General features: G+C 54.3%; 13 protein-coding genes. 4 read left to right on the top strand and 9 right to left on the bottom strand.

The window, feature by feature from the left end:
* From KNP78_RS01950 to secA2, 4 genes are all read right to left on the bottom strand, one after another.
* Window positions 1–1443 (bottom strand): carbon starvation CstA family protein, encoded by a 1443-nt coding sequence (locus KNP78_RS01950; RefSeq protein ID WP_034778488.1) that lies wholly within the window; start codon window positions 1441–1443, stop codon window positions 1–3.
* A 209-nt stretch (window positions 1444–1652) separates the two neighbouring features.
* The gene (locus tag KNP78_RS01955; protein WP_214823187.1) at window positions 1653–4397 is read right to left on the bottom strand and encodes a bifunctional 2',3'-cyclic-nucleotide 2'-phosphodiesterase/3'-nucleotidase; all 2745 of its coding nucleotides are present in this window, start codon (window positions 4395–4397) and stop codon (window positions 1653–1655) included.
* 291 nt (window positions 4398–4688) lie between these two features.
* Window positions 4689–5510, bottom strand: a complete 822-nt coding sequence (locus tag KNP78_RS01960; protein WP_214823188.1) for an SLAP domain-containing protein — start codon at window positions 5508–5510, stop codon at window positions 4689–4691.
* 1 nt (window position 5511) lies between these two features.
* Window positions 5512–7881 (bottom strand): accessory Sec system translocase SecA2, encoded by a 2370-nt coding sequence (gene secA2, locus KNP78_RS01965; protein ID WP_214823189.1) that lies wholly within the window; start codon window positions 7879–7881, stop codon window positions 5512–5514.
* Window positions 7882–8118: 237 nt separating this feature from the next.
* On the opposite strand from secA2, the gene KNP78_RS01970 reads away from it, so the two are divergent.
* Complete coding sequence (locus KNP78_RS01970) at window positions 8119–9414, top strand: Y-family DNA polymerase (protein ID WP_214823190.1); 1296 nt, start codon at window positions 8119–8121, stop codon at window positions 9412–9414.
* A complete protein-coding gene (locus KNP78_RS01975; RefSeq protein ID WP_131437869.1) occupies window positions 9411–9740 on the top strand; it encodes a YolD-like family protein in 330 nt (109 codons plus the stop codon). The genes KNP78_RS01970 and KNP78_RS01975 overlap by 4 nt, the downstream gene beginning before the upstream one ends.
* Here KNP78_RS01975 and KNP78_RS01980 read toward each other — a convergent pair.
* Window positions 9737–11293: a SulP family inorganic anion transporter gene (locus KNP78_RS01980; RefSeq protein ID WP_214823191.1), complete on the bottom strand. Its 1557-nt coding sequence runs from the start codon at window positions 11291–11293 to the stop codon at window positions 9737–9739. The genes KNP78_RS01975 and KNP78_RS01980 overlap by 4 nt on opposite strands.
* Before the next feature lie 218 nt (window positions 11294–11511).
* Here KNP78_RS01980 and KNP78_RS01985 point away from each other — a divergent pair, with 218 nt between their 5' ends.
* Entirely contained in the window at window positions 11512–12165 is a 654-nt protein-coding gene (locus tag KNP78_RS01985) for a hypothetical protein (RefSeq protein ID WP_214823192.1), read from the top strand.
* Between the two features lie 75 nt (window positions 12166–12240).
* Here KNP78_RS01985 and KNP78_RS01990 read toward each other — a convergent pair whose 3' ends face one another.
* Complete coding sequence (locus tag KNP78_RS01990) at window positions 12241–13653, bottom strand: NAD-dependent epimerase/dehydratase family protein (protein ID WP_214823193.1); 1413 nt, start codon at window positions 13651–13653, stop codon at window positions 12241–12243.
* 139 nt (window positions 13654–13792) lie between these two features.
* Here KNP78_RS01990 and KNP78_RS01995 point away from each other — a divergent pair, with 139 nt between their 5' ends.
* Window positions 13793–13984 (top strand): hypothetical protein, encoded by a 192-nt coding sequence (locus KNP78_RS01995; RefSeq protein ID WP_214823194.1) that lies wholly within the window; start codon window positions 13793–13795, stop codon window positions 13982–13984.
* Between the two features lie 48 nt (window positions 13985–14032).
* Here KNP78_RS01995 and KNP78_RS02000 read toward each other — a convergent pair whose 3' ends face one another.
* The 3 genes from KNP78_RS02000 to KNP78_RS02010 form a co-directional block, all read right to left on the bottom strand.
* Entirely contained in the window at window positions 14033–14680 is a 648-nt protein-coding gene (locus tag KNP78_RS02000; RefSeq protein ID WP_214823195.1) for a hypothetical protein, read from the bottom strand.
* Window positions 14677–15156 carry a GNAT family N-acetyltransferase gene (locus tag KNP78_RS02005; protein WP_214823196.1) on the bottom strand — a complete coding sequence of 160 codons (480 nt, stop codon included), beginning with the start codon at window positions 15154–15156 and terminating at the stop codon, window positions 14677–14679. The genes KNP78_RS02000 and KNP78_RS02005 overlap by 4 nt, the downstream gene beginning before the upstream one ends.
* A gap of 185 nt (window positions 15157–15341) precedes the next feature.
* Window positions 15342–16298, bottom strand: coding sequence for an HNH endonuclease signature motif containing protein (locus tag KNP78_RS02010; RefSeq protein ID WP_214823197.1), 957 nt, complete (start codon window positions 16296–16298; stop codon window positions 15342–15344).
* Window positions 16299–16332 lie beyond the last annotated feature (34 nt).

The following is a 16332-nucleotide window of genomic DNA, read 5'->3' on the forward strand; positions in this document are numbered from 1 at the left end:
TTATGCGACTTCCTTCACTGGAACGTCACATTCCATATTTTGTGCCCGCATCGCTTTGGCGCGCATGTGGAACAAGACGAGCAGCGTGATCGTCCCAATCGTGGCGATGACGTACGGGATGACCCCATCCATCTTGAAGCCGATCGGTGCCGTCAAAATGTAGAACCAGACGGCGTACAACATGAACGTGCCCGGGATGAGCGCGATATAGTGGTTGCGCCCTTTGATGTAGAGGTACATCGCCCCGACGAACAAGGCGATGACAGCCGTCGTCTGGTTGGCCCAGTTGAAGTATTGCCAGAGCATCTGGAAGTCCATGTTCGTGAGCACGTATGAGATCGCGAAGAGCGGGAGCGCGATCCACAGGCGTGACGAGAACTTCTTCTGCGCGACTTTCATATAGTCGGCGATGATCATCCGAGCGCTACGGAACGCCGTGTCGCCTGACGTGATCGGCAAGACGATGACGCCGAGGATGGCGAGCGTGCCGCCGATGCTGCCGAGCATGAGTGTCGCCACTTCTTGGACGACAAGTGCCGGCGTACCCGTTTGAATCAATCCGAGCAATTCGCCTGGCTCGAAGATGGCCATGGCGGCCCCGGCCCAAATCATGGCGATGACCGCTTCGACAATCATCATGCCGTAGAAGATTTCACGGCCGTTGCTCTCTTTCATCGTCGTCCGCGAGATGATTGGCGACTGCGTGGCGTGGAAGCCTGAGAGCGCTCCACACGAGATCGTGAAGAAGAGGAGCGGCCAGATCGGCAAGCCGTCCGGATGCATGTTCGTGAGTGTCATCTCTGGAATCTTGTAGCCTTGCGCGAACAGGCTGACGGCGATCCCGATGGCGCTGATCATGAGAAGCGCCCCAAAGAACGGGTAGATGCGCCCGATGATTTTATCGACCGGGAGCAATGTCGCCAAGATGTAGTAGGCGAACACGGCGAAGATGACGATCGTGAGCGTCGTCGCGTTGCCGTCGAACAAGTTGTTGATCATGTTACTCGGCGACGTGACGAACACCGTCCCGACCAAGAGCAAAAGAAGCAGGGCAAAACCGTTGACGACGTGGCGGAGCGAGCGGCCGAGGAACTTCTCGGCGAGTTGCGGCAAGTGCGCCCCGTTGTTCCGAAGTGAGATCATGCCCGTCAAATAGTCGTGCACAGCGCCCGCGAAAATCGATCCGAAGACGATCCACAGGAACGCGACCGGTCCGTAGAGCGCCCCCATGATCGGGCCAAAGATCGGGCCGACTCCGGCGATGTTCAACAGTTGAATCATCGAGTTCCGTTTTTTCCCCATCGGCACGTAGTCGATGCCGTCCTGTGACGCGTAGGCAGGTGTCGTCCGCTCTTCCTTGATACCGAACGTCTTCTCGACGTAGCTGCCGTACACTTTGTACCCGACGAATAGAATCGCCAAGGCAATAAAGAATGTAATCATGTGTGCTGTCCCCTTTTGAACGTATGTAGCCGGTCCCCACCGGCCCCGAAAAAATGAATCCCGTTGTTTTACACATATAATGTAAACGCTTACGTGATTGATTATACAGCAGTTCCCCTTTTTTCGTAAGAGGTTTCGTTCACTTTTTTGACACTTTTTCGAGCGCGCAAAAACGGCGCCCTGTTGGGACGCCGTCTCGGTTGAATCGCTTATTTCAATGCGAACTTCGCTTGTTTCGCACCTGCACCTGTGTAGTCGCTCGCGATGACCGCGTAGCTTCCTTTAGCAAGACCTTTTTTGAATGTGAACGTATACGTTCCGGCCCAGCTCGCTTTCACTTTGGCGACTTGTTTGCCTTTCGCGTCTTTCAATACGACGACGGCACCCGGTGTCGTTTTCCCGATGAGCGCTTTCGTTCCGACCTTCACGCCTTTCGTGTTCTTCGGTGTCGCGATGGCCGCTTTCTTGAACGTGAACGCCTTCGCTTTGACGACTTTTCCGGTCACATCTTTAGCGATGACTTCATAGTCCCCGTAGATGAAGCCGGCGCGTTTCGTGAATTCGAACGATCCGTTTTTGTCCGACGTCGCGTAGGCGATCGTCTTGCCGTCACGCTTGAGCGTCAACTTCGTCTCCGGCGTCACTTTCCCAGAGATGACGTTCGTGTTGGCGTACGTCAACTTCGAGGCGAGCGCCGGTGTGCCGACGAAGCCAGCTCCGACGACTTTCGTTTCCGTCACGGTCGCCCCATCGAGTTCAGAGACGATGGTAAGTGACTGACGAAGTTTGAGCGGTTTCGTCACGAGCGTATACGCGCCGTCTTTGTCCGCTTTCGCTGTCGCGAGCACTTTGTCACCGTCTTTCAACGTGACCGTCGCGTTCGGTGTCGTCGTACCAGTCACTACTTTCGCACCCGGTTTGATCGTGTTCACCGTGAGAGCGATCTCAACTGCCGCTTGATCGAGTTCGATCGTGTACGTGCGGAATAAGCGGTTCGCCGCGTCCGGACGTGTCGTCTCGGTCGCTTCGATGCCTTCATACAAGTCGACGTACTGTTTGCCGGCGTCGGCCGTCTCGAATTTCGCGATTCGTTTCGCATCGGCGACGATCTTCCAGTTGTCGTCCGCTTTGTAGTCGACGCTGCCAGCGCTATTGACGATATAGTCCGAGATCACGTTCCGTGTCTCGTAAGCCGAACGGTAGACGATGTTCTTCCCACCACCGAGCCCAGGGAACGACGTCGAGCCGGCCCGATAGTTGTTCGTCGCGACGAGGAACTCCTGGTCGAGCGTGATCGGTTTGCCGTTATACTCGACGTTCTTGACGCGGTTCGCCTTGTCGTTGATCAACTTCCCGCCCGCATCGAACTTGGCTGGACCCGTGACATCGATCTCATACGTGAGGCCGTCAAGGATATCGAAGTTATAGCTGCGGAACTCCAAGTTGAGCAACTCGTCGTTCTCGTCTGAGACTTGTTTGTACGCCCCGGCTGACATCTCGAGCCAGTCCATCACGTCCGCGCCCGTCACTTTGACGACTTCGAGCGTGTTCGGATAGACGTACAAGTCGGCCACGTTTTTCAATGCGATCGAGCCTTTCGGGATGTTCGTGTAATAGCTGGCGTCCGTCAATTGACGGTTACCGGCTTTGAACGGTGCTCCGGCCGAGAGAAGTGGGAGTTCTTTATACGCCGCGAGTTCCGGGTTTGTCGCGAGTTCTTTCTCGACGTACCATTTCTGCGCGTTCGTCACGAACTGGACCGACGAATCGTCACGGACGAGCGCGAAGTAGCTTTGGATATCGTCTTGAATCTCCCCGACTGAACGGTTGATGTATTCGATCGTCGCCTTATGCTCCGTATCGATGAGCGCCTGAATCGTCGCATCGACCGGTGTGTCGGCCGTGACCGTATCGAGTTTCGCGTTCGCATCGAGTACTTGCCATTTGCCATCGACGAGCTCGAGGTCGAGGTCGATGACCCCGAGGTCTTTCCCTTGGTTGTTTGCCATGACGACCGGCTTGCCGTTGATCGTCCCTTTATCCATGTTCACGTTCGGGAACGTGGCGAACATGCCTTTCGCGTCCGGGAAGCGGCCATGTTGGTGACCGGTCATGACCATGTCGAGCCCTTCGATTTTCGTGAGCGCGTAGCCGACGTTCTCTTCCCCGTCTTCTTGTTGATCGGCGAGCGTCGCACTTTCCCCAATGCCTGAGTGCGCGAGCGCGACAACGACGTCGGCTCCTTGCTCTTTCAATTTCGCGACCGCCTCACGTGCCGACGGGATGATATCATCCGCTGTCACCTTGCCTTGGAGGTTGCCTGAGTCCCACGACATGATTTTCGGCGGGACGACCCCGAAGACACCGACTTTGATCGTGTGCGTCTCGCCGTCCGCGTCGACGACTTGGCGTTCGATGATTTGGACTTCTTGTCCATCCTCGTTATATTTCGAGACGATCGGCTCACCCGACAAGTCTTTCACGTTCGAGTTGACGAAGCGGAGCTTGCCTTTTGAGCCTTGCATCGCGTCATACAAGAACTGGAGTCCGAAGTTGAACTCGTGGTTCCCGAGTGTGACCGCATCGAACTCGAGCGCCGACATCGCTTTGTACATCGGATGTTCGAACGTACCTGGCGTCTTCTGATGCTGTTCACGGATGTAATCACCGAACGGCGTCCCTTGAATCGTATCCCCGTTATCGAATAGGAACGTGTTCGGTTTGCCGGCTTCCATGCGATGTTGCTGAATCAACGTCGCCACTTTCGTCAAGCCGATCGTGTTGTCGATCTTGTCCTGGAAGTAGTCGTAGTTCGTGATGTTCGTATGTAAGTCGGTCGTCTCCAAGAAGCGCAGTTTGACGACATCCTCGTCAGCAGCTGATGCGTGTTGGAGCGGGATGAGCGTTGGGACGATGAGCGACGTAGCAATGGCCATCTTCGTAAATTTAGACATGATTTTTCTCCCCATTCATGTGGTGTGCATTGCGGACTAAATATACCATAGCCGGACTCTCATTTTAATGAATCCTATGTCCTATTTCCTTAAAAATTTGGTAAAGAAAGGTCTGGTTGTAGACGACTTTCCGAGAACATGGAAAAGGTATGAAACGGTATGATCTACCGGAACAGACGACTTCACTTCAAGCGATTTTTTAGCCGAACTTGTTCAGAGGCTAGACTTCGCACAAGTAGTCTGTTGGACCTAAAAAACCATCCCCGACACGTGTCAGGGATGGTCATTTCGTCATGAACGGATTCGAATCGAGATCGGTCCGTCGCTGTCTCCTTCTGGCCGTTTGAAGCGGACGTGGAGCGGATAGTCATGTTTCGGTAAAATCGGTTCGTTGAGCGTGGCGTCGGCCCGGCCGACGACCTCGTCCCGCTGCATCAACTCGAGCGGGAGGCGCGGGATTTGGAGCGCCTGTTCCGGGTACCCGTTCCGGACGAGAAGCGAGGCACCGATTTCCGTGTCGGTCACGTCGAGATGGACGAGCAATAGATCAAACTGCCCTTCGGCGACCGGACGGCTGAGGACGTTCATCCGCTTCAGGCGATGCCACGCCACGTCAGGAAACGCGTCCCGTTCGGCGTCGGAGATGTCTTGGAGCGGTGCCGTCGGGTTCATTTGGAAGGCGAGTTGGAGCGACTCGGTGTCGAGAGCGTCGACATCGGTGAACAGTTCCTCCTCGAAGAAGTCGAGATAGACCGGCTTACTCGTCATCGCCTCGAACGACGGCAAGTCCATCCGGCTGAGCATCTTTTGGCCGAGCGGTTCGCGGCGTTCGTTCAACAAGAGCACCGGGATCTCGTCGAGCGAGAACTCGGTCGCGACCGTGTTGCGGAACAAGGCGACCACAGACAGACCGCCCGGGTTCTTCGTCGCACTGAGCAACTCGATCGACAACTGGTTGTCCGCGAGCGGCGGCAGCGTCGTCGCATGATAGCGGAACACGTACTCATCTTCTTTCGAGATGTCCATCCCTTCATCGAACACGAGGCGGAGCGCCCGCTCGTCGTCTTGGCGGATGATCGTCTCGATTTTCTTTCGTTTCAATAGTCCGAACATGTCACAGCCCCTCCTCTTCCCGTTGCGCAAAGTATAGATCTAGCTGGCACAGTTGAATCGTCACGTCGCGGGCGATATCGAGATACGTCTCTTGGAAAATCTCGAGCCCTTCCTTGCCGAACTGACGGCTCGGGTCTTCCTGGCCATAACTGCGGAGCCCGATGCCTTCTTTCAAGGCGTTCATCGTCGTCAAATGGTTCGTCCAGCGGATATCAAGGTGACTGAGCAGTTGTTGCCGCGCGAAGGCGATGACTTCCGGGTAGCCCTCGATGCGCTGTTCTGCCGTCGCGACGATGCCGTCGATCCATGGGGCGACCGCTTGTTTCAACTCGTCTTTGTCCCCGACCGTGTCATCCCACGTCGGCGCCTGTTGTGTCAAATAGAGATAGTCCTCGATGAGCGCGTCCGTCGCCCACTCTTCCGGGACGAGATCGGCCGCGATATGACGGTCGAGCGTCTCGTTGAGCGCGAGGCGCATCATCGCGAGCACGTTGTTCAAGATGGCCGTCGCATTGGCGTCGACCGCCTCGTCGCGAATCGTATAGATGATGCGGCGCTGCTCGTTCAAGACATCGTCGAGCTTGAACATGTAGTCACGGACCGACACGCCGACGCCTTCGATCGTCGTCTGGGCGTATTCGATGATGTCGCCCGCTTCTTTATGGCGGACTTCCCCGTGTTCGTCCGGCGTCAGTTTGTGCTCGACACGTTTCAACCGCTCGGCGGCGTACCGCTTGACGAGATCATCCTCGAGCGAGACGAAGAAACGTGACATGCCCGGGTCGCCTTGACGTCCCGACCGTCCACGGAGCTGATTGTCGACGCGGAGCGATTCGTGCCGTTCCGTCCCGATGACATATAAGCCGCCGCGTTCGCGTGCCGTCTCGTCTAAGACGATGTCGGTCCCGCGTCCGGCCATGTTCGTCGCGATCGTCACGTGACCGAGCCGTCCCGCCTCGGCGATAATCTCGGCTTCTTGGGCGACCGTCTTCGCGTTCAACAGTTCATGCGCGATGCCTTGTCGCTCGAGCTGTTCGCTGACGGCCTCCGACTGGGCAATCGAGGTCGTCCCGATCAAAATCGGTTGTCCCGTCGCGTGGATGGCCGCGACTTCTTGGCCGACCGCCGCATATTTATGGGCGACCGTGTCGAAGACGCGGTCCGGCAGGTCTTGGCGCTGCTTCGGCCGGTTCGTCGGCACTTGAACGACGTCCATCTGATACGTCTTCATGAACTCTTCACGTGACGTCTGCGCCGTCCCGGTCATGCCGCCGAGGAGCGGATACATCCGGAAGTAGTGTTGAATCGTAATCTCGGCCGTCGTCTTGTTCTCTTCGGTGATGTCGATCTGTTCTTTCGCCTCGAGCGCCTGATGGAGGCCTTCCGACAAGCTCCGGCCTTCCATGACCCGACCCGTGAACAAGTCGATCAACTCGATTTTGCCTTCTTGGACGATATAGTCGACGTCCCGCTCGAACAACACGTTCGCCCGGAGCGCCTGCATCATGTAGTGATACAGGACGTGGTGCTCGGCGGAAAACAAGTTATCGACCGAGAACAACGCCTCGATTTTCTCGATACCTTTGTCCGAGAACATGACGGCGCGCGCCTCGAGGTCGACCGTATAGTCGTCTTCCGTCAATTGGCCGAACACGGTTTGGGCGAGACGTTTCAAGCGGACGTGCGACTCGTCCTTCTGGGCGATGATGAGCGGCGTCTTCGCCTCGTCGATCAAGACGCTGTCGACTTCATCGAGCAGCGCGAAATGGAACGGACGCTGGACCCGTTCTTCCGGCGAGCCGACCAAGTGGTCTCGAAGATAGTCGAACCCGAACTCGGTCCCGACCCCGTATGTAATGTCGGCCGCATACGCCGCCTGTTTGTCAGCAAGCTCCATCTCCGGGACGTTCAGTCCGACCGTGAGCCCGAGAAACGTATGGATTTTGCCGATCTGTTCGGCGTCACGCATCGCCAAATAGTCGTTTACCGTGATGACATGGACGCCTTTCCCTTCGAGCGCCTTGACGAACGCCGGGAGAGCCGCGACGAGCGTCTTCCCTTCCCCGGTCGGCATCTCGGCGATATTTCCTTCGAGCAGCGCGAGACCGCCGATGAGCTGGACGTCATAATGACGGAGCCCGATCGTCCGGACGGATGCCTCGCGGACGAGGGCGAACCCTTCCTCCGTGATGGCGCGGACGTCCGCACCGTCCGTGAGCCGCTGTTTCAGTTCGAGCGCGTACTGGCGAAGCGCCTCATCGTCTAAGGCGCGCATCGTTTCTTCGTACGCGTTGATGCGTTCGACTTGTTTCTTATAGGTTTTCAATCGTCGTGCCTGATCATTGGTCAATTGCTTCACAAAATCAATCACAGGATAGCCTCCATCGTCCGAAACCATATTTGTCTAGCTACCCTCTCATTATAACGGATTTTGTTTCCGCCTCGCTTTATTATTTCGGTAAATTCCAAAAAGATGGAATTTCATTCACCATCTATCCTTTTTTTAACTCTTTTCAAAATTTGTTTTCATTTTTCTATTTGAGACGGCGTGAGACCGTGATACGATGAGAAAAACAGAACGCTTGTTCGTAAAAAAGGAGAGGTGGCTATGCGACGTCGGATTTTTTGTATCGACAGCGTCTCGTTCTACGCCAGTTGCGAGTGCGCCGCCCGCAAGTTAAACCCATACAAGACAAAGCTCGTCGTCTTATCGAACCTGCAGGACCACGGTGCCCTCGTCCTCGCCGCGACGCCGCCGATGAAGCAGCTCGGCATCAAGACCGGCTCTAGACGGTTCCACATCGACCGGTTGCCGTGGCACGAGCGGCAGCACGTCATCTACGCCGAGGCCCGGATGAGTCATTATTTGAACGTGTCCGTGCAAATCGTCCATATCTTGCATCAGTTCGCACCGCCTGAGGCGATCCGCGTCTACTCGGTCGACGAGACGCTCGTCGACTTGACCGGGACGGAGCGGCTGTTCGGGAACGATGCGCACGTCGCCCGCCTCATCCGCTCGACCGTGTTCCGCTATACCGGCATCCCGGTCACAATCGGCATCGGGCCGAACAATGTCCTCGCCAAGCTCGTCCTCGACCTACATGGGAAAAAGACGGGTGTCGCCAGCTGTTTCCTCCACGACGTCGAGAAGTTGATCCACCCGGCCCCGATCGGCAAGATGTGGGGCGTCGGGGCGAAGATGGAAGTCCATCTCCGGCGGCTCGGCATCGAGACGATCGGTGACCTCGCCCGCTATCCGCTCGAGACGCTCCATGAGAAGTTCGGCGTCATCGGCGCCGAGCTGTGGCATCACGCCTGGGGCATCGACGAATCGCCGACGATTCTCCCGCCGAGCTCCCTGTTCGGGGCGAAACGGCAGCGGCCCCGGACGATTGGCCACGGCATCACGCTCATGAAGGACTATACGACGTACGCAGCCATCCGGCTCGTCCTGCAGGCGATTGCGGTCGAGGTCGGGATGCGGACGCGGCAGGCCGGTCTCGTCGGCGGGAGCGTCCATCTCGGCGTCCGCTACACCCGGACGAGCGAGCGGCGCGGGTTCAGCAAACAAAAAAAGCTCGCCCGCTTCACAGCGGACGAGCGCGAGTTCTTGCCGGTGTTGTTGACGCTCTTCCTCGACGCGTGGGACGAGACGGAGGCGGTCCGTTACGTCTCGGTCGCCCTCGGCAAACTCGAGCCCCGGAGCGACCACGTTCAGCTGTCGTTCTTCGAAGACGAGTGGGCCCGGGCGCGCCGGTTCGATTTCCTCGACCTCGTCGATAGCTTGAACGTCCGCTTCGGGCGCGGCACGATCCGCCCGGCATCGAGTTTATTGAAAGACAGTCCGCTTCGGACGCGGCAACGCCTCATCGGCGGACATAAACAAGGAGGTGAATCGTCATGAGCCAGACTCGCTACAAAGACCGCGGTGAATTGAAATGGATCCCGTTCCTCATGCCCGAGCACGTGGCGCTCCTGAAGAAATATTACGCCCACGTCCAAAAGATCGAGCTGCCCGATTTGGATGAGCAACTCCTCTACTTGTGGCAGACCGAGCTCGAACGCGCCATCCGTGAAGGTGACGCCGTCGAGCTGACGCTGTTCGACAACGGCATGACCCATACGGTGCGCGGCTACGTCCATGCCATCTATTACGCCGAGCGTGAAGTCGAGCTGTTCGACACGGACGTGCGCCGCATCCCGTTCGGTCAGATTCTGTCCGTCCGTTAAGACGCGTCAATCGCTTCCTGCGTCGTCTCGAACGTGTCGACGTGATCGAGCACGCCATAATGCGTGAGCGTCTGGCGCACGGGTGCCGACAAGTGGGCGAAGACGACACGACGGTCGGCCGCTTTCAACTCCCGGACGACGCGGCGAATCTCTTCGACGGCCGTCACATCGATGACCGGACAGCGATGGAAGTTGAAGATGAACACATCGGGCTCATTATGGATATGATGCAGGACGTGCTCGAACATCTCGATCGCCCCGAAGAAGAGCGGTCCCTCGACGCTGAAGACGACTTGGCCGTCCCGCGTCACGTACCGTTCCGTCTGTTCGCGGACGTCAATCGTATCGGCCATCCGTTTCGCGAACAAGGCGAGCGCACAGATGACCCCGACCTCGACGGCGACGACGAGGTCGACGAACACGGTCAGCCCGAGCGTGATCAGCAGGACGAGCGATTCGGCCGACCGATGCTTGATCATCTCGAAGACGTGATGCCGCTCCGACATGTTCCAAGCGACGCGCATCAAGATTGGGGCGAGTGCGGCCAGCGGGACATAGCTCGCGAGCGGTGCCAACACGAGCACGGCGAGGAGCACCGTCAACCCGTGGATGACGCCGGAACGGCGGCTGACGGCCCCTGCTTGAATGTTCGTCGCCGTCCGGGCGATGGCGCCGGTCGCCGGGATCCCGCCGAAGAACGGGACGACGACGTTGGCGAGCCCTTGCCCGAACAGTTCCTTGTCCGGGTTCATCTTCGTGCCGGCCATGCCGTCCGCGACCGCACCCGACAATAGCGACTCGAGCGCCCCGAGGAAGGCGATGGCGAACGCCGATGGCATGAGCGTCGCAATCAAATCGAGGTCGATGGCGAGCCAGTTGAACTCAGGCAGTCCGCTCGGGATGCCGCCATAGGCACTTCCGATCGTCGCGATTTCTCCTGGGATGACGAGACTGACGAACGTCGGCACGAGCATCGCCATCAATAACAGCGGCAATTTCACGGGCAGTTTCGGTACGAGCCAGAGCGTCAAGAAACCGATGGCGGCAATGAAGACAGGCCATAAGCTCGCTTCATGTAACGACGCCACGAGCGTTAATAAGTTCTCGTGGAAGTGCGGTGCCTTCTCGAACGTGATGCCGAACAGTTCATCGAGTTGATCGACGAAGATGACGACGGCGATTCCGGCCGTGAACCCGATGGTGACAGCCCGCGGCATGAAGCGGATCAGTCGTCCGACGCGGAGTACGCTCATGAGGAACAACAGGATCCCGGCGAGGAACGTCGTCACGAGTAACCCTTCGTAGCCGTGTGCGAGCATGACGCCCGAGACGATTGGGATGAAGGCGCCGGTCGGTCCGGCGATTTGGAACGTCGAGCCCCCGAACAGGCTGACGAGGATCCCAGCGATGATGGCCGTGTACAGGCCGTACACCGGTCCGACACCTGAGGCGATCGCAAACGCCATCGCGAGCGGCACGGCGACGACCCCGACGGTGATCCCGGCCGAGATGTCTTTTTGCCATCCTTGGTGTGATGTCATGAAGTTGTCCATTCTTGCATTCCTTCTTTCCATTATGTCGAAAACGAGTTCAGTGTACGCCTGTCCCTGCCCTTTGTAAACGACTCCGGCAAAACGTTAACATAATCGACAAAACAAACAGAGATAATAATCTTACTTATAATCAAAACGTATAGAACTGAATTGATATACAATGAGAAAAACTGTTTGGACATATCGGCAATAATATTAATCAAGAAAGGGATTTACTTATGAAAAACCAGCTAAACATTCTAAAAGACCTTTCAAAGTACCGTTTTCCAAGTGAAATGGATAGTTACTTCAAAGAAATAATTGAACTTCTAAAACGTGATCGGCGTGCTTTAGAAGTTTCAAGGTTACGTAAAGGTTGGTTTAAGGAGTTTCAAGAAGAGTTTGTTCCAGCATACGTGTTTTCACTTTCACCCTATTTTCCTGCAGATGCAAAAGTCAAAATCATTATAGGAAATCAAAATTACGATTTTGTGGTTTTACGGCCTGACGGTGTAGAGGAAAAATACGAAGTGAGTTCTTACATAGACGGAGAACAAGAGGTAGAAATCGCTAAGGCTTTAAATGAGGTTGGAGTGTGGAGTTCACGCTTAAGAAGTTATGAGAATTTGGAAGATAGAATGGCAACCTATATGGAGAGAACAAAAAGCAATATTAAAAACAAATCCATGAAAGACTATACAGGCATTTCTTTAATTTTCAGTGTCACTACCTTTCAATTCTCACCTGTATTGAACACTAGACCTGAATTTTCAATCGAAAGCTTGGTTAACTTCATACAGATGACCCCATTTAGAGCAAAACATATTTATTTAATTGTCGAAGACGGTAAAGATAGTCATACAGTTGGTTCGAAAATCCTTAAAATAAAATGAGTACTACTATGCGCTTGTACGAAAAAATTTAAAGAATCTAAAAGACGCATCCATCACGCGATGGATGCGTCTTCGTTAGTTCGCCGGTGCCTCGACGACTTGGTCACCCTCGTCCGCGTCTTCCCCAAGCAGACGGACGTGACGGCCGAACAGCCACATGACGACGAGGTGGGCTTTCGCCTGCGTCTTCGTATAGAACCACCACGGCAGCGCCGGCACGAACTCATGGATGGCGACGAGCCCTTCTTCCGACTCCGGGAGCCGTCTGAACTCGAGCCGGCCTGTCTTGTCATCCTCACTCAACTTCGCGAACAAGCCGCCGTCGATTGAATAGGACGCCATGTCGTCCGTCGCCTCGTCCTCGAGCGACAGATGGAGTGCGACGAGTGATGGACAAAGCAACGAAATCTCCCAGTCATCGTCCTCTTTCGTCGTCTGGATGAGGGGATACGCGAGCCGGCCGAGCCACTCGAAATACGTGTCGGCCATCCAAAGCGCCGATTTGTTCTCAGGCAGGCCGAACCGTTGAATCGAGCGGACGGTATACTGTTGCGGCGCTTTCTTCTTCTTGCCGCCACCCGACTTCTGTTTCTCCTCTTCTTCAAGTGCGTGTTCGACCGCTTCCTTGAACGGGATCTCTCCTTGTTTGACGCCGGTCGTGTCTTTCGCGACCATGGCGTGACCCATGCTCTCGACGAGCGGATAGACAGTGTCTTTCGGTTCACCCGTCACGGCCATGACCCAAAGGCGGGACAATTTGATCGTCGGGAATGGGAAGTCGATCATGACGCGGCGTTTGCCCATGACGTCAGCCGTGTCTTCAATCATCTTGCGATACGTCATCACTTCGGGTCCACCGATATCGATATGATGGTCGTACAGCGCCTCGGCGCCGACGACTGAGATGAGCGCCTGGACGGCTTCACGCAGATCGATCGGGTGCGTCTCCGTCTTCGTCCAGTTCGGGAGAATCATGACCGGTAACCGTTTGACGAGCTTCGCGAGAATCGGGAACGACGAGCCTTCTGGACCGATGATGAGCCCGGCCCGAATCGTCGTCACCGGCACGCCTTGGCCGCCGAGAATCCGTTCGACTTCGAGCCGGCTCTTCAAGTGACGTGACAACGTCTTCGACTCTTTCGGAATGATGCCGCTCAAGTAGACGATTTGTTCGATGTCATTTGCTTTCGTCGCCCGGGCGAAGTTGTCAGCGATGAGCGCGTCCATATCTTCGAACGTCGCTTGCGTCAATCCGCCGTCCGGAATCATCGAGTGGACGAGGAACATGGCGTAGTCTGCCCCTTCGCACGCCTCACGCGTCTGTTCATACGAGAACAAATCGCACGATCGCCACGTGATATGGTCCTCGTCTTCCTTGTTTTTCGTCGAGCGGGATAAGGCGATGATGTCATATTCTTCTTTTAGATGGTCCATCACGTTCGAGCCGATATAGCCGCTCGCGCCCGCGATGACGATTGTTTTCCGCATAGTGGTCACTCTCCCCTTCATTTACACATAAAGGTACTGTACCCGTCTTAGGCTTAGATTAAATCAGTCTCACGCCCTACAGTATGTACTGGAAAATATATGTAAACTAAACTCAACTACAGGCAGAGGAGGAATGGCTATGGGGTTTTGGTATTTCTTAATGCTGTTGATTGGTGGAGGACTCGTGATGCACGGTTTATTCAAAAAGAATACGAACGGATTGATGCGGTTCGGCAGCCTCGTCATCGGTGGTCTGTTAATCGCACTCGGATTGTTTATGTTCCAAGACGGAAGTGATGCGATTGTAGCGGATTTATTTAACTTGTGGTAACCATTGATTGAACAAAAACACTCCCTGCTCGCAGAAAGTGTTTTTTCATTAGAACGATAGAATTAACGGGGTCCCGTCATTGAGAATTTCTCCGTTTTTAGCGATATAGTCGACATGAACTTCCGCACGGCGTAACATGTCGCTCTCTTGTAGCGCCGCCATCCAAGTCTGAACGAGTGCCTCGTCTCCTGACGCTGGCTCCCGATGAATCGTCACCAAGATTGTCGGTACGACGTCGGCTGTTTTATAGGCGAGCGGGTTCGCCGCCGAGGCGTCGAGTTGTTGCACGGCTACTTCATCGTAAAAAACGTCGTACGTGACGTCGTGACCAAACGCCGTCATGACCGAATCTTCGATGGCATCCGTCACGTCGTCTTCCCATTTCGATGCGAGAAACGTGTCGACGACTTCCCCTGTCGTCTCGTCCGCGTAGACAAAAAATTCGGTCCCTGTCACGGAATCAACGGCAGTCGCCGCATACTCGAACGGGAAATTGCCCATGTTGTCGAACATGACCTCTTTCGTCAATTCGGCATTGTCGAAACGATCCGCTACATACGGTTCAGCGAGTTGGATGGCTTTTGCTTCTTCATCGGGATCGGACTGCATCGACTGATTGAACGCAAAAACGAGACCACCCATCCCGACGACAAGCACCCCGATCGCAATTAATCCCCACTTCCAAAGGCGCTTCACTTCGAGACCTCACCTAAAAGCTTATTCATCGCAATCGAAGCTTGTTGGAATCCGAGGCGTGCATAAAGTCGCTCAGCATCCGGATTTGAACCAAAGACACTTAAACCAATTGACGTCGCCCCTAGTTCTTGTGCTGCAATCGTCTCCAGTCGTTGCAATGCCGCCGTCGCATATCCGCGTCCGCGATAGGCTTCGTGCATCCAAACATGATAAATGTAGACACGTTTTGATTCTACCTGAAAGGCGTACCATAAAATCCCGACTCGCGTCGCACCGTCCATCACATGGACGACTGTTTGTTCCTCAGTCGGTTGATTGTCTGGAAACAGGCTACGAATCAATTGCGTCGACTCTTCTTGCGCCAGTGCAGCAGATAATTGATAATTGCGGGCGACGTCGTTCGCATAATCATCAATCAACCACGTCAAATAAGAAGTAAGTTCTCTTTCGTCCATCTTTTCAAAATGAATATTCATCATTGTTCCCCTCACAATCTTCTTCCCTTCAGTTTATCATACAATTTATGGGAAAATTATCGGATTAAATACTCATCCAATCTCTGTATCCTTTTGGACGTGTTCTGAAAAAGATGTATGTAAAAAGGAATAATCAAAAAAATAAAATGAATCGAACCTTACTCATCAGGTTCGACTCATTTTAATTACTTCGGCATCCAATTGGCTTCAAACCCATTTTGCACCGCATAGTCATACAGATGAATTAATTTCGTCTCTTTGTATGTCTCCATCTGCTCTGCCACTCGCAACTCATGGTTTCGTTCCACGAGCGCGTAAAGATAATCAACCTTCGCCATCCGATTGTTCTTGCTCGTATTACAAGTCGGACAAGCGAGGACAAAATTCCATAGAACATCATTCTGTATGTAAGACCACGGGATAAAATGGTCGACATGGATCTGTTTGAGCGGCTTCATGCAATAAAAACAGACGGAATGACCGTGACTCAGTAAAATCTGTTTGAACTCGTCGAGCGATTGACGAGCCGAGACGAATTCGATTTTGTTCAAGATTCGCTCCATCGCTTCGCGTGTATTGTATTTTTCCAGAAAGACGGCGAGTTGATAATTCGTAACATTCATCAATACCCGTTTATATTTCTCAAAAAAGATGACGTAGCTCGGCACAAGTTTGACCCACTCTTCTTTCCGATTGAATGAATAGACGGTCCCCTCGAACGAGGTATAGAACGATCCGTACACGTACTTCTTATAGAACTGATTCACGTTTCGAATCAATTGTTGTTGCTGCTGAACCGGCAGACGATCAAAGTTCCAAGTGGACGGAATTTCATGTGTCGCTTGAAACGTGAGCATCGTTTTTTCGACCGAGCTCAATTTCTCAAGTTGATTCACTTGTCGTAAGCCGTGTTTCACAATCAAATTCCAATACATCTTCGTCACGTGTCTTGAAATTTGCTCGAACGTCACTACACCGGAATCACTTAGTTCGGTCGTGCATTCGAGCAACGCCTTCATAAGCATATGCTTGTACGTCGTCGTATGTGTCGCATTCATTAAAAATTGTTGTGTATAGCGCCATAAGTCAGTTTCTGTTAAGTAGACGTCTTTTGCCTCAGCAACACTTAAATCCCACCCCAATGACCTCACCCCCACTCATTCGTTACATCATCGA

Source organism: Exiguobacterium sp. s28 (genome assembly GCF_018618135.1).
Taxonomy (GTDB): domain Bacteria; phylum Bacillota; class Bacilli; order Exiguobacteriales; family Exiguobacteriaceae; genus Exiguobacterium; species Exiguobacterium mexicanum_A.

What these genes read in the sequence shown, in the direction of transcription:
- KNP78_RS01950 (WP_034778488.1), bottom strand. Translation starts at nt 1,443, where the DNA reads ATGATTACATTCTTTATTGCCTTGGCGATTCTATTCGTCGGGTACAAA.
- KNP78_RS01955 (WP_214823187.1), bottom strand. Translation starts at nt 4,397, where the DNA reads ATGTCTAAATTTACGAAGATGGCCATTGCTACGTCGCTCATCGTCCCA.
- KNP78_RS01960 (WP_214823188.1), bottom strand. Translation starts at nt 5,510, where the DNA reads ATGTTCGGACTATTGAAACGAAAGAAAATCGAGACGATCATCCGCCAA.
- KNP78_RS01970 (WP_214823190.1), top strand. Translation starts at nt 8,119, where the DNA reads ATGCGACGTCGGATTTTTTGTATCGACAGCGTCTCGTTCTACGCCAGT.
- KNP78_RS01975 (WP_131437869.1), top strand. Translation starts at nt 9,411, where the DNA reads ATGAGCCAGACTCGCTACAAAGACCGCGGTGAATTGAAATGGATCCCG.
- KNP78_RS01980 (WP_214823191.1), bottom strand. Translation starts at nt 11,293, where the DNA reads ATGGACAACTTCATGACATCACACCAAGGATGGCAAAAAGACATCTCG.
- KNP78_RS01985 (WP_214823192.1), top strand. Translation starts at nt 11,512, where the DNA reads ATGAAAAACCAGCTAAACATTCTAAAAGACCTTTCAAAGTACCGTTTT.
- KNP78_RS01990 (WP_214823193.1), bottom strand. Translation starts at nt 13,653, where the DNA reads ATGCGGAAAACAATCGTCATCGCGGGCGCGAGCGGCTATATCGGCTCG.
- KNP78_RS01995 (WP_214823194.1), top strand. Translation starts at nt 13,793, where the DNA reads ATGGGGTTTTGGTATTTCTTAATGCTGTTGATTGGTGGAGGACTCGTG.
- KNP78_RS02005 (WP_214823196.1), bottom strand. Translation starts at nt 15,156, where the DNA reads ATGAATATTCATTTTGAAAAGATGGACGAAAGAGAACTTACTTCTTAT.